The organism is Pseudoxanthomonas sp. LARHCG66, assembly GCF_052871755.1.
Window position 1 is genome coordinate 219,452 of record NZ_JBIXJW010000004.1, and the last position, 16,656, is coordinate 236,107.

18 protein-coding genes are annotated in these 16,656 nt (G+C 67.9%); 9 read left to right on the plus strand and 9 right to left on the minus strand.

Translation table 11 applies throughout. The features are described 5' to 3' along the window. The first annotated feature begins 1 nt into the window (after position 1). From ACIPRS_RS13755 to ACIPRS_RS13765, 3 genes are read left to right on the plus strand one after another with little or no spacing between them, the layout of a single operon-like run. Positions 2–859: a MurR/RpiR family transcriptional regulator gene (locus ACIPRS_RS13755; RefSeq protein WP_337732490.1), complete on the plus strand. Its 858-nt coding sequence runs from the start codon at positions 2–4 to the stop codon at positions 857–859. Beyond that, positions 859–1,653: a L,D-transpeptidase family protein gene (locus tag ACIPRS_RS13760; RefSeq protein ID WP_446538927.1), complete on the plus strand. Its 795-nt coding sequence runs from the start codon at positions 859–861 to the stop codon at positions 1,651–1,653. Before ACIPRS_RS13755 ends, ACIPRS_RS13760 begins: the two co-directional genes overlap by 1 nt. Continuing rightward, on the plus strand, positions 1,650–2,912 hold the full coding sequence (locus ACIPRS_RS13765) for a dicarboxylate/amino acid:cation symporter (protein ID WP_446538928.1): 1,263 nt from the start codon (positions 1,650–1,652) through the stop codon (positions 2,910–2,912). The genes ACIPRS_RS13760 and ACIPRS_RS13765 overlap by 4 nt, the downstream gene beginning before the upstream one ends. 95 nt (positions 2,913–3,007) lie before the next feature. Here ACIPRS_RS13765 and ACIPRS_RS13770 read toward each other — a convergent pair whose 3' ends face one another. Further along, complete coding sequence (locus tag ACIPRS_RS13770; protein ID WP_446538929.1) at positions 3,008–3,424, minus strand: transposase; 417 nt, start codon at positions 3,422–3,424, stop codon at positions 3,008–3,010. Positions 3,425–3,708: 284 nt separating this feature from the next. On the opposite strand from ACIPRS_RS13770, the gene ACIPRS_RS13775 reads away from it, so the two are divergent. Then, positions 3,709–4,266, plus strand: a complete 558-nt coding sequence (locus ACIPRS_RS13775) for an OmpO family porin (protein WP_192199701.1) — start codon at positions 3,709–3,711, stop codon at positions 4,264–4,266. Positions 4,267–4,403: 137 nt separating this feature from the next. Here the strand turns inward: ACIPRS_RS13775 and ACIPRS_RS13780 are convergent, their stop codons facing one another. From ACIPRS_RS13780 to ACIPRS_RS13800, 5 genes are all read right to left on the minus strand, one after another. Further along, complete coding sequence (locus tag ACIPRS_RS13780; protein ID WP_446538930.1) at positions 4,404–5,441, minus strand: NAD(P)H-dependent glycerol-3-phosphate dehydrogenase; 1,038 nt, start codon at positions 5,439–5,441, stop codon at positions 4,404–4,406. Positions 5,442–5,489: 48 nt separating this feature from the next. Further along, positions 5,490–6,011 carry a protein-export chaperone SecB gene (secB, locus tag ACIPRS_RS13785; RefSeq protein ID WP_142122975.1) on the minus strand — a complete coding sequence of 174 codons (522 nt, stop codon included), beginning with the start codon at positions 6,009–6,011 and terminating at the stop codon, positions 5,490–5,492. 98 nt (positions 6,012–6,109) lie between these two features. Next, the gene (locus ACIPRS_RS13790; protein ID WP_337732495.1) at positions 6,110–6,553 is read right to left on the minus strand and encodes a rhodanese-like domain-containing protein; all 444 of its coding nucleotides are present in this window, start codon (positions 6,551–6,553) and stop codon (positions 6,110–6,112) included. Between the two features lie 64 nt (positions 6,554–6,617). Further along, complete coding sequence (locus tag ACIPRS_RS13795; RefSeq protein WP_192199698.1) at positions 6,618–7,043, minus strand: hypothetical protein; 426 nt, start codon at positions 7,041–7,043, stop codon at positions 6,618–6,620. A gap of 26 nt (positions 7,044–7,069) precedes the next feature. Next, complete coding sequence (locus ACIPRS_RS13800) at positions 7,070–7,528, minus strand: YiiD C-terminal domain-containing protein (protein ID WP_446538931.1); 459 nt, start codon at positions 7,526–7,528, stop codon at positions 7,070–7,072. A gap of 16 nt (positions 7,529–7,544) precedes the next feature. Here ACIPRS_RS13800 and ACIPRS_RS13805 point away from each other — a divergent pair, with 16 nt between their 5' ends. From ACIPRS_RS13805 to ACIPRS_RS13815, 3 genes are read left to right on the plus strand one after another with little or no spacing between them, the layout of a single operon-like run. Beyond that, positions 7,545–8,315 (plus strand): uroporphyrinogen-III synthase, encoded by a 771-nt coding sequence (locus ACIPRS_RS13805; RefSeq protein WP_446538932.1) that lies wholly within the window; start codon positions 7,545–7,547, stop codon positions 8,313–8,315. A 47-nt stretch (positions 8,316–8,362) separates the two neighbouring features. Next, positions 8,363–9,385 carry a uroporphyrinogen-III C-methyltransferase gene (locus ACIPRS_RS13810; protein WP_446538933.1) on the plus strand — a complete coding sequence of 341 codons (1,023 nt, stop codon included), beginning with the start codon at positions 8,363–8,365 and terminating at the stop codon, positions 9,383–9,385. Continuing rightward, a complete protein-coding gene (locus ACIPRS_RS13815) occupies positions 9,382–10,641 on the plus strand; it encodes a heme biosynthesis HemY N-terminal domain-containing protein (RefSeq protein WP_446538934.1) in 1,260 nt (419 codons plus the stop codon). Before ACIPRS_RS13810 ends, ACIPRS_RS13815 begins: the two co-directional genes overlap by 4 nt. A gap of 15 nt (positions 10,642–10,656) precedes the next feature. Here ACIPRS_RS13815 and ACIPRS_RS13820 read toward each other — a convergent pair whose 3' ends face one another. After that, the gene (locus tag ACIPRS_RS13820) at positions 10,657–11,673 is read right to left on the minus strand and encodes a DUF4349 domain-containing protein (protein ID WP_446538935.1); all 1,017 of its coding nucleotides are present in this window, start codon (positions 11,671–11,673) and stop codon (positions 10,657–10,659) included. Positions 11,674–11,850: 177 nt separating this feature from the next. On the opposite strand from ACIPRS_RS13820, the gene ggt reads away from it, so the two are divergent. Continuing rightward, positions 11,851–13,596 (plus strand): gamma-glutamyltransferase, encoded by a 1,746-nt coding sequence (gene ggt, locus ACIPRS_RS13825; RefSeq protein WP_446538936.1) that lies wholly within the window; start codon positions 11,851–11,853, stop codon positions 13,594–13,596. 64 nt (positions 13,597–13,660) lie between these two features. Here the strand turns inward: ggt and ACIPRS_RS13830 are convergent, their stop codons facing one another. Then, positions 13,661–14,941, minus strand: a complete 1,281-nt coding sequence (locus ACIPRS_RS13830; RefSeq protein WP_446538937.1) for an acetyl-CoA C-acetyltransferase — start codon at positions 14,939–14,941, stop codon at positions 13,661–13,663. 109 nt (positions 14,942–15,050) lie between these two features. On the opposite strand from ACIPRS_RS13830, the gene ACIPRS_RS13835 reads away from it, so the two are divergent. Next, on the plus strand, positions 15,051–15,932 hold the full coding sequence (locus tag ACIPRS_RS13835) for a hypothetical protein (protein ID WP_446538938.1): 882 nt from the start codon (positions 15,051–15,053) through the stop codon (positions 15,930–15,932). A 119-nt stretch (positions 15,933–16,051) separates the two neighbouring features. Here the strand turns inward: ACIPRS_RS13835 and ACIPRS_RS13840 are convergent, their stop codons facing one another. Continuing rightward, a complete protein-coding gene (locus ACIPRS_RS13840) occupies positions 16,052–16,624 on the minus strand; it encodes a superoxide dismutase family protein (RefSeq protein WP_446538939.1) in 573 nt (190 codons plus the stop codon). Positions 16,625–16,656 lie beyond the last annotated feature (32 nt).

Genomic DNA, 16,656 nt, shown 5'->3' on the forward strand with positions numbered 1-16,656 from the left:
CATGACAACGCCCCTGGTGAAGATCCGCTCCGAACGCGACCAGATGTCGGCCATCGAGCGCCGCATCGCCGACTTCATCCTCGACAACGCGCACCTGCTGCGCGACTACTCCTCGCAGCAGCTGGCCAGCGCGCTGGGCGTCAGCCAGTCGAGCGTGGTCAAGTTCGCGCAGAAATTCGGCTTCAAGGGCTATCCCGACCTGAAGTACACCATCGGCGAGGCGGTCGCGCGCAACGGCAACGGGCAGGCGCAACCCCCGGCGTCCGCAGGTGACGAGGCGGGCGACGCCTACCAGCGACTGCAGGATGGGCTGCGGCGCAGCAAGGCCTCGGCCGAGGAAGAAACCCGCAGCCTCAACCCGCGCTCGCACATCGAGCCGATCGTCGAACTGATCGACCGGGCGGACAAGGTGTTCGTCTGCGGCCTGGGTGACGACGGCCTGTTCGCGCGCGAGTTCGCGATGCGGCTGTCACTGCTCGGCGTACTGACCGTGCACCATACCGATCCGATCCTGATGATGGCCAACCTGTCGGCAACGCGGCCCGGCGACGTGCTGCTGATGTTCTCCGAATTCGGCAAGTTGCCCGAGCTGTCCCAGGTCAGCCGGCAATTCCAGGCATGCGAAGGCAAGGTCATCTCGATCACGCGGCATACCGCCAATCCCTTGCGCGCGCATGCCGATGCCGCGCTGGTGATTTCCGCGCATGACCCTGCGCCGCACGTGGAACAACTGCTGTACCGTTCTTCGCTGCAGTCGCTGCTGGATTTCGTCTTCGTGCTGCTGTGCCAGACCAATCCGGACCGGAACCGGCAGCTCGCCATCAATCTCGAACGCATCCATCATCTGCTGGAGTCGTGATGCCCGCACTGCCGTCCATGCGCCACTCGTTCCGCTCGCTCGCCTTCGCAGCCCTCATGCTCGCGTACGGCGGCAGCGCATCCGCCGCAGGCACGCAGGCGTCCACTTCGCTACCCTGGCGCGATGCACGCCAGATGGTGCTGGTCCTGACCGATGGCTGGGATGCCACCAGCGGCACGCTGCAGCGGTTCGAATTCAGGGACGGGCGCTGGCAATCCGAGGCTTCCGCCGCGCCCATCACGGTGGGACGCAATGGCTCGGCATGGGGCGACGGGCTGCACCCGGCGCAACCGCAGGGGCCGGTGAAGCAGGAAGGGGATGGACGCGCGCCCGCCGGTATCTTCACTCTGGGCGAGGCATTCGGCTACGAATCCAAGGCAGGCACGGCCATGCCGTATCGTCCGATGCATGCGACCAGCTACTGCATCGACGTGCCGGACTCACCGCTCTACAACCGCATCATCGATACCCGCGAGCAGGGCGAAGCGGCCGCGAAGGGATCGACAGAACCCATGCGGCTGGACCTGCACAACAACGGCGACCCGCGTTACCGCAACGGCCTGGTGATCGGCCACAACCCCAACGCGACACCGCGTGGCGGCAGCTGCATCTTCGCGCACCTGTGGCGCACCCCCGGCGAAGCGACGGCGGGCTGCACCGCCATGGCATCCGGGACGATGGACAGCTTGCTGGCCTGGCTGCGGCCGGACGCACGGCCGGTGTTCGTGTTGCTGCCGCGCGAGGAATACGCGCGCCTGGCGCATGACTGGCGGCTACCGGAGGCGACGCGATGAGGTGGCCCGGCGCCACGGCGCGCGTACTGCTCGGATTGGGCGCCGGTGCCGTTGCCGGCCTGTCCCTGGCGCACTGGCTGCCGGACAGCGCGGGCAACGCAGTCGCGATCGCGCAGCCGATCGGCAAGCTCTGGCTCAGCGGTCTGCAGATGACCGTGGTGCCGCTGGTGCTGTCGCTGGTGATCCTGGGCGTCGCCACCGCCAGCGATGCGGCGGCCTCCGGCCGCGTCGCACGACGCGCGATGGTGGTCTTCATCAGCCTGCTTTCCCTGTTCGCCGCCTATGCCGCGATCGTCGCACCGCTCGTGCTGTCACTGGTGCCGCCGAGTGCCGGCCTCACAGCCACCTTGCGCGGCACATTGCCCGCAGCTGGCGAGATGGCAACACCCGGGCTCGCGGACTGGATCGGATCGGTGGTGCCCAGCAACGCCATCATGGCGGCGGCGCAGGGCGCGATGCTGCCGGTGGTGGTGTTCGCGCTGTTCTTCGGGTTTGCATTGACCCGCGTGCAGGAAGATCGACGCGTGCAGATCATCGCGTTCTGCCATGGCATCGCAGACACCATGATCGTGATCGTGCGCTGGATGCTGCTCGCGGCACCGATAGGCGTCTTCGCGCTGGTGCTGGCCGTGTGCGCGCAGGCGGGCATCGGCGTGATCGGCGCGCTGGCCGGGTACATAGGCCTGCAATGCGGCATGTATCTCGGCGCCACGCTGATCTGCTACGTCCTGATTGCGGCCTTCGCACGCCAGTCGCCGCTCGCATTCGCCAAGGCGATCCTGCCGGCCCAGGTGGTGGCCGCCAGCACGCAGTCATCCCTGGCTTCGCTGCCGGCGATGGTGGAAAGCGCACGCTTCCGTCTGGGGCATCCGCGCGCGGTGGCAGCGCTGGTATTGCCGATGGCGGTGACGCTGTTCCGGATCACCAGCCCGATCCAGTACATCGTCGCTGCATGCTTCGTCGCGTGGGCATACGGTATCGACGTGAATGCGGTAACGCTGGCAGCCGGCGCCGCACTGGCGGTGGTGATCAGCCTCGGCTCGATCGGCCTGCCCGGGCAGGTCAGCTTCATGGCAACGGTGATGCCGGTGACGCAATCGATGGGGCTGCCGATCGAGCCGCTGGGCCTGCTGCTTGCTGTGGATACCATTCCGGACGTCTTCGCGACCACCGGCAATGTCACCGGAGACCTCACCGCGACCAGCATCGTCGCACGCCAGTCTCCCGACGCGCGCGATGCGGATGACGTCGCCAACTGAGGCGGCGAACTGCATCCAGGCACAAGATGCTCCATCGGCACCACGGATGACAAGGCAGGATGCCTCGAGCGCCTACGGACCTGCAGCCACGCTGCTCAGAGCGGCTGAGGCCGCTGCTCGGCACGCCGCGCGCTTGACGCGGGATGGTTCGAGTTCCGGTAGGCGCTGACAAGCCGGCGCAGGGCATCGGCGACGTCTGGATGGGATTCCAGGGATGCGATCACCACATCCCAGATGCCTTCGTGGGTCCATCGCGTGAAGCGGACGTAGACGCTATGCCAGGGGCCGCATGCCCTGGGCAACCGGCCCCAGGGCTGCTGCGTGACGGCGACCCAGAGCACTCCTTCGAGAAAGCTCCGGGTGCCCACTCCATTCAGTGCCCTTGCGCGCACAAGTGGCGGCAATGTCGCGACGATCGCATTCCATCGCATTTCATCCAGTAGAACGGCGGGCGCGTCCATGTCCCCGCATCCGTGTTCCTGCACCACCCCACCGCCGTGGTCTTCCATCATCGCGTAGCTCCTGCCGCTCCGAGAAAAGCCTGCGCGCCTGCACGCGCTGCGAAATCCTTCCGCTTGCCAGTTCAATTCGTTGCCCTTTGCCGGAAGAGGACAAACCCAGGTCCACATCAATCAAGGCGTGAAATACAACCGGCAAAAGTTCCCCGCGCGACCGCTCAATTTATGTACTGCTAAGTTTTATATTCAGGGCTTGTTGTGAGCTGGAGCGGATACTTCGGCCACCGTCGCTTCCCCGAGGCGACGGATACACAACAACAAAATAAAAAGGCGTTCCCATGAAGAAGTCCTTGCTTGCCCTGACCCTGCTGGCTGCCGCTCCTTTCGCTGCGTCGGCTGCCGAAGGTGTGTCCTACAACTATGTGGAGGGCGGTTATGTCGCCTCCAACCTGAGCGATGGCCTGCCCGATGCCGATGGCTGGGGCGTGAAGGGTTCCGTCGCGATCGCGCCGAACTTCAGCATCTTCGGCGACTACACCACGCAGGAAATCGACAACACCAATTTCGATATCGACAACTGGCGCCTGGGCCTGGGCTACAACCACGAGATCAGCCAGCGTGCCGACCTGATTACCCGCGTGGCCTACGAGCGCTATGAAACTCCGGTCGACGACTTCAACGGCTACAGCGCCGAAGTCGGCGTGCGCGGTGCCATCGCGCCGAAGTTCGAGGGCTATGCGACCGTCGGTTACGAAGACGGCAGCGACTTCGACGGTGATTTCTACGGTCGCCTCGGCGCGCAGGTGAAGTTCAACCAGAACTGGGGCCTGAGTGGCGATGTGAAGTTCGCCGACAACGACACCCAGTGGTTCGTCGGTCCGCGTTTCACCTGGTAACCCGCAACAGCGTTCCCCGCGACGCGTCCCTCTCTCCCCGCGTCGCACCCAGCCCGGCCCTTGTGGCCGGGCTTTTTCATGCGTCAAAGAAAAAGCCCGGCCACAAGGGCCGGGCTGATTCGATACGCCGCGTCGGATTACTTGAACAGTGTTTCCGGATACTCCGGCTTCTGTTCGCGCGACAACAGGTGCTGCAGGCCGGCCGCGGGCGTGAGATCGCCATGCAGCACGGCACGCACCGCGCTGGAGATCGGCAGGTCGATGCCATGGCGATCAGCCTGGCGCATAACCTCGTCGGCGGTCTGCACCGATTCCACCACCTGGCCAATCTCGCGTACCGCGTCCTGCAACGACTGACCACGACCCAAAGCGAGGCCAAGCCGGCGGTTGCGCGACAGGTCGCCGGTGCAGGTCAGCACCAGGTCGCCCAGGCCGGCAAGGCCCATGAGGGTTTCCGGCTTGGCACCGATCGCTGCGGAAAGGCGCAGCATTTCGTTCAGGCCACGGGTGATGAGGCCTGCACGCGCATTGAGGCCCAGTTGCATGCCATCGGCTACGCCGGTGGCGACCGCCAGCACGTTCTTCATAGCGCCACCAAGCTCGGCGCCGACCATGTCATCGCCGGTATAGGCGCGGAACGCCGGACCGTGCATGACATCCGCCACGGCCTGGGCGAACGCGGCGTCGGCACCGTGCACCGTCACCGCCGTGGGCAGGCCCAGTGCGACTTCCTTGGCGAATGACGGGCCCGTGACCACGGCCAAGGGCACGTCCGGGCCCAGGATGTCCTCGGCCACTTCATGCAGGAAGCGGCCCGAGCCGGTTTCGAAACCCTTGGTGGCCCACGCCACGCCGGCACGCGCCGGGCGCAGCGGGGCGACCAGTTTCAGTGTCTCGGTGAAGGCGTGCGACGGCACCACGATCAGCACCTGGTCCGCATCGGCGAGCGATGCGGCCAGGTCGGTGGTGGCGCGCAGGTTTTCCGGCAGCGGAATACCCGGCAGGTAGCGGGAGTTCTCGTGCTGCTGGTCGATGGCGGCGGAGACCACGGGATCGCGGCCCCACAGGGTGACCGCGTGTCCGTGCCGGGCCATCAGGGCCGCCAGCGCGGTGCCCCAGGAACCGGCACCGAGGACGGCGATCTTCAGTGGATTGTCCGGCACTGGTTCGGCCATCCGTCCCCCTGCGTTCTGCGTCGCGGTATCCGACGGTTGCACGGCCAATCAGGCGTTGCCGACAGGTTCCGAATTGGCCAGCTGGCCTTCGGCCCCGCCCTGCGCGGCGCGCTGGCGCAGCGATTCGGCGTACAGGGCTTCGAAGTTGATCGGCTGCAGGAAGAACGGCGGGAAGCCGCCGGCCTGCACCAGGTCGCTGACCAGCTGGCGCACGTACGGGAACAGGATGTTCGGGCACTGCGTGCCGAGCAGGACGTCGACAGCCTGCGGCTCCAGGCCGATCAGGCCGAAGATGCCCGCCTGCTGCACTTCCGCCACATACGCCGTCTTGTCGCCGGCCTTGCAGCTCAGGGTTACGCCGAGCACGACTTCGAATGCGTTCTCGCCCAGGCGCTGCACGCGCTGGTTGAGGTTGAGCTGCAGCTCCGGCTGTACGTTCTCGGCGAACACCGCCGGGGCGCCGGGGACCTCGAAGGAAACGTCCTTGACGTAGATCTTTTCGACAGTGAAAGCGGGGCCAGCGGCTTCGGCGGCAGGCGCGACCGCGCCGTTGGTGGTCTCGTCGGACATTTCTTGACTCCGGAATCTGGATTGCTGCGGTGAATGGAAATTATGTCATGGCGGCACGCGGCGCCCTGTTCAAGGGCGGGACCGCGGCCAAAACGGACTCAGCGGCCCTTGACCAGCGGCAGGTCGGCCTGCTGCCAGGCGGCGATGCCGCCTTCCAGCGCATAGACCTTCTCGAAACCCGCTTTCTTCAGGCGCTTGGCGGCGCCCGCCGAGGCCTGCCCGGTGCGGCAGACCAGCACAACCGGCAGGGCCTTGGAACCGGCCAGCAACTTGCTTTCGGGGTCGAAGCTGCTGGGCAGCACGTTGCGGCTGCCCGCGATGTGGCCCTTCTCGAAGTCGTTGCTCGCCGACAGGTCGACCACCAGCGCGTTCTCGCTGTTGACCAGATGGGTCAGCTCGGCCGGGCGCAGCGCCGTGTAGCCGCGGAACAGGCGTGCGATCTCGGTGTAGATGATCGCGACCGTCAGGCCGACCAGGGCCAGTGACAGCATCTGGTTCCAGGGCGAACCGGTGGCAAAGGCCAGGATTTCTTCGAAATTCACGGGATTTGGAGGCAGTGGAGCGGGCGGCGATTGTCGCACAGGACGTCGCCGGGGCGGCGGACGGCTACTCCCCGTCCCACAGGTCCGGCAGACCCACCACCAGCCACCAGCGCTTCATTTCCGGATCCCAGCGCCACCGTTCGCGGTAACGCAGGGTCCGCTCGGCCATGGTGTGCTTGTTGATCACGCGCAGTTCGACCGCACGCTCCACCGTCCCGTCCGGGCCGGCACTGGTCGATACGTCGCGGTACCCGGAGATCTGGACCTGCTGGTAGCGTTCGAACTCCAGTTCGGTCATCGGGTGCTCGAGCTTGTAGGCGGGATCGACGGCCTGCCAGGCGTTTTCGAAATCCCCCCAGCGGATCGACGCCGCGTACATATCCTGCAACTGCTGCAGCTTGCCGCGCTGCAGGCGGCTCTGCGCGGCAGCGGGTGCCAGCACCAGCATCAGCAGCCCCGCAGCCAACAGCATCTTCCGGATCACGCGCATGGCACCCCCTCGGTCATGCCGGCATGCTACCGCTTTGCGATGGCGACGAACCGCCCCGCCAGCGTGGTGGCGCTGCCGCCTTCAGGCAGCAGAACCCTGGCTTCGACCTGGATACGCGCGCGGCCACGCTGCACCAGCGTATCCACGAAGGCCTCCCAGGACTGTCCTTCGCCGAAGGTGGCGTCCGCCACCAGGTCGGCATACAGCGGCGCGAGGTAGCGGATCTGGCTGTCGGCCACGTAGACCTCGGCCTTCAGGCCCGCCAGACGGAGTTTCAGCGTCACCAGTCCCCAGCCGGCCACGGTCATCAGCGAGGTCAGGCTGCCGCCGAAGGCGTTGCCTTTGTCGTTGACGTTGGCGGAAAGCGGGGCGGTCAGGCGCAATGTCCCCTCCTGGAAGCCATCGACTTCCACGCCCATCGCCGCCACGGGCGGCATGCCACGATAGTACTCACGCAGTTCCCGCAAGGCTTCTTCCGCACTCATCACTCATAATCCGCGCATGGGACACCCAACGCCGCCGGCATGGTACGTCATCTCGCTGCGGCCCCAGGGCGGCCACGATGCGCTGCGCCGTGCCGCGCGACGCCACGGTGCCGGCTTGCTGGCCCTGTCGCCCTGGCGCATCCAGCGATGCGACGACAGCGCCACGCGTGCTGATCTGCGTGACGCCCTCGCCTGCACGACCGTCGTGTTCACCAGCCCCGCCGCGGTTTCGGCGGCGCACGCCCTGCAGCCTCTGGAAGCGCAATCCGGGCAGTCATGGCTGGCGGTGGGATCCGGTACCGCGGCGGCGCTGCGCCGCGCCGGCATCGGGCACGTGTCATTCCCTGCGCGCATGGATAGCGAAGGCCTGCTCGCGCTGCCGGCGCTGACCGACGTGCGCGGGACGGATGTCGGCTTCGTCACCGCTCCCGATGGCCGCAACCTGCTGATACCCACGCTGGAATCCCGCGGCGCCCGCCTGCATCGCGCCGAGGTCTATCGGCGTGAACCCGTCGCGCTGACACCCCGCGCACTCGCGGCACTCGCCGGCCTGCACGCACCCGCCTGCCTGCTGGTGAGCAGCGGGGGTGCCCTGGAGCAACTCCTCGCACAACTGCCGGATGCGTTGCTGGCACGCCTGCGGGGCACCACCGTGGTCGCCGCGAGTGCGCGCCTGGCCGATGCTGCGCGCGATGCCGGGTTCACGCGCGTCCTTCAGGCGGCTGGTCCGCGCCCGGCGCAGATGGTCATGACGGCCCGCTCGGCCATGCTTCCCGGCATCCGGTAGCATCTGCGGCGTCCATCACGTTTTCGACCGCCGACAAGGATGCTTGTGTGAACGACGAACCATCCCCTCCCCGCCATCCCGGTGGTGCCCGCCGCCTCATCGCCGTGTCGCTGGTGGTGCTGGTCATGGGCATCGGCGCATGGCGTGGCTGGTCGTGGTGGCAGGCGCGCAATGCCGACGAGCTGACCGCGCAGTCCGCGGCCATGCAACGCATCGAGGCCCTGGAAGCACGCACGGACGGCTTGCGGCGCGATCAGCGCGCGCAGGCGCAGCGCCTGCTCGATGCCGCGACCACCAACCGCGTGCTGCGTGACGAAGTGATCGGCCTGGGCCAGCGCGGCGCCTTGCTGGAGGAAAGCGTTGCCAAACTGACCGACCCGAATCGACACGGTGCGCAGGCGCTGCGGCTGGACGAAGTGGAACTCCTGCTTTCGCAGGCGGCGCAGCGACTGGACATCGCGCGCGACCTGGACGGCGCGCGACGCGCTTATGCGCTTGCCGCCGGCACCCTGGACGGGATGGACGACCACCGCCTGCTGAACCTCAAGCAGACGCTGGCGCAGGAGCGCGCTGCGATGGATGCGCTGGGCGCTGGAACGCAGGCGGAGTCGCTCGCGCAACTGGGCGCCCTGGCCGATGCGCTCGCGGGCCTCCCGCGCGACAGGTTGGTGGATGCGCAGGCTCGTCCGGCGTGGCAGCGCATGCTCGCTCCCTTGGTCGACGTGCGGCCCACGCGCGATACCACGCTGGTGGCACCCGACGATCGCACCACCGCGGACGCGGCACTGCAGATCGAGATCAGTCTTGCGCGGGCTGCGCTGGAACGCGGGGACGTTGCCGGCCAGCGCGCCGCCCTCGCACGCATCGCCACATGGCTGCCACGGTTGTGGCCCGATTCACCGCAACGACGGCAGGTTCAGGTGCAGCTGCGCACATTGCAGCAGGCGCCCGCACCCTCGCGCCCGGCCGTGCTGGGCAGCACGCTGCAGCAGTTGCGGGCAATGCGCAACGCGGGCGTGCACACGTATGTGCCGACCGCGCCCGCGAACACGCCGGAGGTGACGCCATGAAGCCGTTCCGCACCGTGATGTTGCTGCTGTTGCTGGTCCTGGCCGGCGTGCTGGCGGCGCAATGGATGGCGGGCACCGATCGCGACCTGGGCGAGGTGTTCATCCGCTTCGGCGGCTACGACCTGCACACGAACGTGCCGCGTGCGCTGCTCTCGTTGATGCTGATCGGTACGGTGGCGTGGCTGGCATGGCGGCTGATCTCGCTGCCGTTCCGCGCCTGGGGTCGCCATCGCCGCAAGCAGGCGCGCGCGCGCCTCATCGAGGGTCTGGACGCACTTCACGCCGGGCAGTGGCAGAAGGCCGAGAAACTGCTGGAGCGCGCCGCGGAGGATGCCGAGGTCGGCCCGGTCGCACGCACCGCCGTCGTGCAGGCGGCGCGGGAGCGTGGTGACGAAGCCGCCGTGCAGCGCCATCTCGCCGCGCTGCGGGAGCGCTCCGCCACCGCGCATGCATTGGCATCGGCACAGATCGCACTGGACACCGGGCGGCCGGACGACGCGCTCACCACGCTCGATGCCGTCGATGTGCAACCGCTGCCACCACGTGGCCTGGTGTTGCGCACGCAGGCGTTGGCCGCCACCGCGCGCGCGGGCGACGCCTATGGCCTGCTCGGCGCGCTGAAGCAGAACCAGGCGCTGGCGCCTGCGGCGTTCGATGCGCTGGAGATCCGCCTGGCCTCGCAGTCGCTGATCGAAGCCGCCGATCCGAACGTATTGGCCGAACGCTGGGAAACGCTCACCAAGCCGTTGCGGCTACAGCCAGCCGTCGTTGCGGCCTATGCCGAGCGCGCCGCCGCGCTGCGCTGGGAAGACGCCGCCACCCGCAGCATCGAGCAGGCGCTGGAAGCGCGCTGGGACGAATCGCTCGCCGCGCTGTACGGGCGCCTGCCCGTCGGAAAGCTCGATTCCCGCCGTGCCAGCGCGCAGCACTGGCTGGCGGCCCATCCTGCCAGCCCTTCGCTGCTGCTTGCCCTGGGTCGACTTTCGCGCCTGCAGGGGCAGTGGACGCAGGCACAGGAATTCCTGCACCGCGCGATCGCGCAGGGCGCGGGTGCCGAGGCGTGGGAAGAGCTGGGCGACGGCTTCGGCGCGGCAGGCGACGCCGCGATGGCGCAGCAGTGCTACAGCAATGCGCTGAAAGCCGCGCATGGCGGCGCCACCGTCGAATTGCCGGGGCGCGACTTGAAACAGAAGATCCACGATGAGGCCGTCGTGGAAGAACGCGACGCGCACGGGTTGCCGCGACTCAGGGACTGAGCGCGCGGCGTCCGGTCAGCCAGCCGCCGGCTTCCGGCGCCAGCGCCGCCAGCCCAGCCACAGCGCCAACACGCAGAGCCACAACGGCCACAGTGCCGCCAGGGCGACCACGACCTCCAGCCCCCCGCGCCAACCGACCGCGAGCGCATCGCCCAGCCGGCTGAAGAAGCCCGGTCCGTTGTCGCGAAATACCGCGTCCACGTCGACGCGCTCGGCCTTCCGGACCTGCGCATCCTGGCGCAGCGACAGCGTGATCGTGCTGAAGGCGACGCGGTCTTCGAACTCTTTCTGTGCGATCAATGCCTCGTCGCGGCTGGCGCGCGCCGCGCCCCGTGACTGGATGGCATCGGTCTTGTCGCCCAGCTTGCCGCCCGCCTGCACGGCGTCGCCCAGCTCCTGCTGTTCGTCCTGCGCGCGCTGGCGTGCCAGCTGCTGGCGCAGCAGATCGAACTGCGCATCGCGGGCCGAGAAACTGCGCTGGTCCAGGAATTCCATCTGCGCAGCGACGGCACGCAGGAATGCCTGCGTGCGTTCGCTCGGCACGCGCACCGTCAGCTCGCCCTGCAAGGTGTATTCGGTCAGTTCCAGTCGCTTGCCCTGTCCCAGTGGCCGGCTCAGCACGCGCTGCACCTGCGAGGTGATCTCGTTGTCGGCGACGAATCCGCCCTGCGCGGCAACCTCATCCTCGATCGCCAGCGCGGTGCGGTAGACATCCGCCACCTGGAACTGCGCCTGGGCGGTGCGGATGAAGCGGCGCCGCGGATCGACCTGGGTAGACACATCCGAGGCCATCTGCGAAGGGTCGACGCCAGGCCCCTGCAGGGCAGACGCATCCACGCTTTTCTGCGGTGCCCCAGCGCCAGCGAGATCATCCGGGGCCGCTTCGGCCATCACCGGTGCCGCACCGGCGTCGGCGCTCGATTCGGCGGCGGCAGTGGCATCGGCCTCGGCCATTTCCCGCTTGCTGCAGGCGACAACGAGGATCGAGAAGGCCAACAGCGGAACGACGCAGTACATCCTGTGCAGGCGCATGGAGACTCCAGGGCAGCGGGGCAGTGGCCGGCGGTACCGGCCCGACTACCAACGCATGGCACGGCCCACCGGGGTTGGCCTGCATCATTCCACGCCTGGATGCGTTGTGGTGAAGGTCGCCGCGTGGACCGGCGGGACCGTGTGACAATCGGTTCGCCTGCCTTTCGGTGATCCGCGATGACCCGATTCCTGCGTGCCGCTTTGCTCCTGGTCCTGCTGACCGCCACGGCCACGCATGCCAGGACACCGGTCGCCACCGGCACCGGCGGGGCTGCGGCGACGATCAGCGAGCAGGCCACCCGGTCGGCCATCGCGGTCCTCGACCGCGGCGGCAATGCGGTCGATGCCGCCGTCGCAGCGGCAGCCACGCTCGGGGTGACGGATCCCTTCAGCTGCGGGATCGGCGGTGGCGGCTTCATGGTGGTGTACCTGGCAAAGGAGAAGCGCGTGGTCACGCTCGACCATCGCGAGACGGCACCCGCCGCCGTCACGCCCGCCCTTTTCATCGAAGACGGTCGGGAAATGGACTTCGATACCGCCGTTGCCAGTGGCCTGTCGGTCGGCGTGCCGGGCACCGTGCGCGGCTGGCATGAGGCGCTGCAGCGTTACGGCACGATGTCGTTCGAACAGGTCCTGGCGCCCGCCATCGTCGTGGCAGAGCAGGGCTTCACGGTGGATGCGAACTTCTCGGGGCTGGTGGCGCGAAATGAAGGCAAGTTCCGCCGCTTCCCCGCGACCGCCGCGCTGTACCTGAAGGAAGGCAAGGCAGTCCCTGCAGGTATGAGGTTGCGCAATCCCGATCTCGCACGTACGTACCGCCTGCTGGTGCGCGGTGGTGTGGACGCGTTCTACGAAGGTCCGCTGGCACGCGCGATCATCGATGCGGTCAATCGTCCACCGACCGCCGTCGGTGTTTCCGTGCGCGGCGGCCGCATGACTCTGGCGGATCTGGCCGACTACGAAGCCCGCGTGCGCGCGCCGGTGCGCTCCACCTACCGCGGCTATGAGCTGTACGGCATGCCGTTGCCGAGCAGTGGCGGCGTGACCGTGTTCGAAGCGCTGAACATCCTCGAAGGCTACGACCTGAAGACGCTGCCGCGCGCGCAGGTCGAACATCTTTACCTGGAAGCGAGCCGCCTCGCCTTCGCCGACCGCGATGCCTACCTGGCCGATCCCGAATACGTGGATGCGCCCGTGGCCGGCCTGCTGAGCAAGGATTACGCGGCCCGGCGGCGCGCGTTGATCGATCCGGCGCGCGCCGCGTCCGGTCCGGTCGTCGCGGGCGATCCGTTCGCCTTCCAGCAGGATGCGAGTTACCCGCTGCGCCCCGCGCCGCGCGCGCTGCTGCCGGAGAGCGCGCACACCACGCACCTGACCGTGTCGGACAAGGACGGCAACGTCGTCGCCTACACCTTCACCATCGAGGACTGGGGCGGCAGCGGCATCGTCGTGCCGGGCTATGGGTTCCTGCTCAACAACGAGCTGACCGACTTCGATTTCTCCGGCCCGCACCCGAACGTGCCCGAAGGCGGCAAGCGCCCGCGCAGCAGCATGACACCGACGCTGGCACTGAAGGACGGCAAGCCCGCGTTCTCGATCGGCAGCCCGGGCGGCTCGACGATCATCACCACGGTGCTGCAGACCATCGTCAACCACGTGGACCTGGGCCTGCGCATGGACCAGGCCGTGGATGCGCCGCGGCTGTCGCAGCGCAATGGGGCGATGACGTTCATCGAGCCCGGCTACGCGGACAGCGTGCAGGCGAAGGCGCTGATGCAGCGCGGGCATCGCTGGTCAGGCCTTGTGGAGGAAATCGGCGCCACCAATGCGCTGGTGTTCAACCCGGACGGCACAGTGACGGCGGTCAGCGAAGGTCGCCGTCACGGCATCGGCAGCGCGCAGGTGCAGACGCCGCCGCGGTGACGTGGCGCCTGCGACCGGAAGAAAACGATGAAGGCACGCATCGCGGCATTCACGCCGCGACGGCTCAACGCTCGATGATCGCCACCACGCCCATGCCGCCGGCCGTGCAGATGGACACCAGCGCGCGACCACCGCCCCGTTGCTTCAGTTCCTTGGCGACGGTAGCGACGATGCGCGCACCCGTGGCAGCGAACGGATGGCCCGTCGCCAGCGAAGAGCCCTTGGGGTTCATCTTCGCGGGATCGATCCTGCCCAGCGGTGCGTCCAGGCCGAGTCGGTTGCGGCAGTAGTCCTCGCTCTCCCACGCGCGCAGCGTGCACAGCACCTGCGCGGCGAAGGCTTCATGGATCTCGTAGATGTCGAAGTCCTGCAGGGTCAGGCCGTTGCGCTTGAGCATTTCCGGCACGGCCACGGTCGGCGCCATCAGCAGGCCTTCGCCATGCACGAAATCCACTGCGGACACCTGCGCATCCTTCAGGTAGGCCAGCGGCTCGTGGCCATGCGCCTTCGCCCATTCGTCGCTGGACAGCAGCACCGCCGCGGCGCCGTCAGTCAGCGGCGTGGAGTTGGCGGCGGTCAGCGTGCCGCGGCCGGACGTCTTGTCGAACGCCGGCTTCAGTGTGGCCAGCTTTTCCAGCGACGTGTCCGGGCGCAGGATGTTGTCGCGCTCCAGCCCGCGGAACGGCGCGATCAGATCGTCGAAGAAGCCACGCTCGTAAGCGGCGGCCAGCTTCTTGTGCGAAGCAACGGCGAGTTCGTCCTGCGAGTCGCGCGAGATGCTCCACTCCTTCGCCATGTCTTCGCAGTGGTCGCCCATGCTCTTGCCGGTGCGCGGCTCGGCCACGCCGGGGAACTCGGGCTTCAGCTCGCCGAACTTGAAACCGCTCACCAGCGCCTTCAGCTTGTCCTGCGTGGTCTTCGCACGGTTGGCGGCGAGCAGGCGCGCGCGCAGCTTCTTGCCGTAGACGATCGGCACTTCGGAGGTGGTATCGGAGCCACCGCCGATACCGGAGTCGATCTGCCCCAGTGCGATCTTGTTGCCGATGTGGATGATGGTGTCCAGGCTGGTGCCGCAGGCGCGCTGCAGCGTGATGCCCGGCGTCAGCGGCGACAGGCCGGACGACAGCGCGGCTTCACGGCCCAGGTTCCAGTCGGACGAATGCTTGATCACCGCGCCCATCGCCACTTCGCCCAGCTGCTGGCCATGCAGGCCGAAGCGCTCGACCAGCGCGCCCAGCGTACGCACCGACATGCCCAGGTTCCCCACATCCGCGTAGGCCGTGTTCTGGCGGCAGAACGGAATGCGGACGCCGCCGAGGATGGCGACGGGGCGGGGTGCGGGCATGGGGACCTCTTTGCAGGTGATGGTGGTGGGGATGGAGTGAAGACGCCGTGCATGCGGCAGGCATAATGGGGGAGTGTAATGCGCCCCTCCACCACCTCCAACCGCTGACATGACTCCCTCCACAACCAGCCCCGTCGTGATGGGCGTCATCGCCCTGGAGTTGGCCGCCGGCAGCCTGCCGCAGCGTGCGGCGCTGGCGGCCGCGGAAGCCAGCGAACTGGCCGGGAAACTGGGGCGCGACCTCGCCACGCATGCACCTCAGGTGCGTGACCTGGATCTCGTCTTCGCCGCTGCGCACTTCGATCCCGCCGAAGCCCTGCGTCCCGGCTGGCCGCTGCACCAGCGGCTGCGCGAACTGCACCAGCGCGCGCCCGGGCGTGGCGACGGTGCCCGTGTGATCGCGTTCGGTGCAGACGATGGCGGCGATGTGCCTTTGCCGCTGCAGGCCGATGCCGGACTGGGCGGCGGGTTGTTGCGCGTGCTGCCTTTCGTGCTGGCCGGCGACCACCATACGGTCGATGCCGTCGCAGAACGGTTGGAAACGGTCTTGCTGGAAACCGGCATGGCGCAGGCCGATACCGCATTGCTCGCACAGACCGCCTTCGGTGCGCAGATCGAGCACGCACGCTACATGACGCTGCACGACCTCGCCGCGATGACCGCGATGCAATACGAGCATGGCGGCCTGGGCGCACTGTGGCCGGTCATCGAAACCGCGCTGATGGCGCCGGCAGAAGAACAGTGGCTGGATGCGCTGCCGGAACCACTGCTGCGGTATGCGGAGGGTGAAGTGCATATCGCGCTGTTCGAGCCCATGGCGTGGCGCGCGCGTTACGCGCCACGGGAAGCCACCGACGAACGCCTCGAACGCGCCTACCAGCACTTCCAGGCGCGACAACAGCAGATCGCGGCGGTGCTGGAAGCACACGGCATCCCGGTGACCTTCGCGCACTGCCCGGGCAACGCGGATCCGCGGACTGCGATGGCGTGAAGGCGGACCTCCGCCCCACGCAATTCCTGTAGGAGGGCTTCAGCCCCGAGGCTTTTTGCGGGGATGTCTTAGAAGCAAGAGCCTCGGGGCTGAAGCCCCTCCTGCAGCACCAAGCCGGGTTACCGGGTGATCTTGATGATGCCGCAGGCCACTCGTGCACCGGCGTTGCCAGCGGGCTGGCTGGCGTAGTCGTCCGGTGCCGCGTGCACGATCAGTGCGCGCGTGGCGACGTCATTCACCGCGCCACCCCCGAGCGTGACACCTTCCACGTGTGCATCCACCTTCGCCACCCCGTCGGCATTGGCGGTGAGGTTGTTCATGTCGCCCGCATGGTGGGGGCCGCTGCCGGCCTTGCCATGGGCCGTGTTGAACGGATTGAAGTGCGGACCCGCGCTGCTGGCATCGGCGGCGCTGCAATCGCCCTTCTCGTGGACGTGGAATGCATGCGTGCTGTTGGCCGGCAGGCCACCGATCTCGCCGGTCAGATGCAGCCCCTTGCCCATCGGGGTGAGGGTGACGCTGCCACTGACCAGGCTGCCGGACGCGGAAGCCAGCACCGCGACGGCCTGCTTGGCGGTGCTGGTGGTGGGAACGTCGGGTGTAGCGGTCGACGGGGGCGAAGACGAGGACGGCGTGGTGCCGCAGGCTGCGAGCGTGAGGACGGATGCGGCGGCCAGCAGGGCGATACGCATGGGAAGCTCCAGGTGCAGGTCGTGGCCTGCTA

Excerpts from the sequence above, each read along its gene's own strand:
- ACIPRS_RS13755 (WP_337732490.1), top strand. The coding sequence starts at position 2 with ATGACAACGCCCCTGGTGAAGATCCGCTCCGAACGCGACCAGATGTCG.
- ACIPRS_RS13760 (WP_446538927.1), top strand. The coding sequence starts at position 859 with ATGCCCGCACTGCCGTCCATGCGCCACTCGTTCCGCTCGCTCGCCTTC.
- ACIPRS_RS13765 (WP_446538928.1), top strand. The coding sequence starts at position 1,650 with ATGAGGTGGCCCGGCGCCACGGCGCGCGTACTGCTCGGATTGGGCGCC.
- ACIPRS_RS13770 (WP_446538929.1), bottom strand. The coding sequence starts at position 3,424 with ATGATGGAAGACCACGGCGGTGGGGTGGTGCAGGAACACGGATGCGGG.
- ACIPRS_RS13775 (WP_192199701.1), top strand. The coding sequence starts at position 3,709 with ATGAAGAAGTCCTTGCTTGCCCTGACCCTGCTGGCTGCCGCTCCTTTC.
- ACIPRS_RS13780 (WP_446538930.1), bottom strand. The coding sequence starts at position 5,441 with ATGGCCGAACCAGTGCCGGACAATCCACTGAAGATCGCCGTCCTCGGT.
- secB (WP_142122975.1), bottom strand. The coding sequence starts at position 6,011 with ATGTCCGACGAGACCACCAACGGCGCGGTCGCGCCTGCCGCCGAAGCC.
- ACIPRS_RS13795 (WP_192199698.1), bottom strand. The coding sequence starts at position 7,043 with ATGCGCGTGATCCGGAAGATGCTGTTGGCTGCGGGGCTGCTGATGCTG.
- ACIPRS_RS13800 (WP_446538931.1), bottom strand. The coding sequence starts at position 7,528 with ATGAGTGCGGAAGAAGCCTTGCGGGAACTGCGTGAGTACTATCGTGGC.
- ACIPRS_RS13805 (WP_446538932.1), top strand. The coding sequence starts at position 7,545 with ATGGGACACCCAACGCCGCCGGCATGGTACGTCATCTCGCTGCGGCCC.
- ACIPRS_RS13815 (WP_446538934.1), top strand. The coding sequence starts at position 9,382 with ATGAAGCCGTTCCGCACCGTGATGTTGCTGCTGTTGCTGGTCCTGGCC.
- ACIPRS_RS13820 (WP_446538935.1), bottom strand. The coding sequence starts at position 11,673 with ATGCGCCTGCACAGGATGTACTGCGTCGTTCCGCTGTTGGCCTTCTCG.
- ggt (WP_446538936.1), top strand. The coding sequence starts at position 11,851 with ATGACCCGATTCCTGCGTGCCGCTTTGCTCCTGGTCCTGCTGACCGCC.
- ACIPRS_RS13830 (WP_446538937.1), bottom strand. The coding sequence starts at position 14,941 with ATGCCCGCACCCCGCCCCGTCGCCATCCTCGGCGGCGTCCGCATTCCG.
- ACIPRS_RS13835 (WP_446538938.1), top strand. The coding sequence starts at position 15,051 with ATGACTCCCTCCACAACCAGCCCCGTCGTGATGGGCGTCATCGCCCTG.
- ACIPRS_RS13840 (WP_446538939.1), bottom strand. The coding sequence starts at position 16,624 with ATGCGTATCGCCCTGCTGGCCGCCGCATCCGTCCTCACGCTCGCAGCC.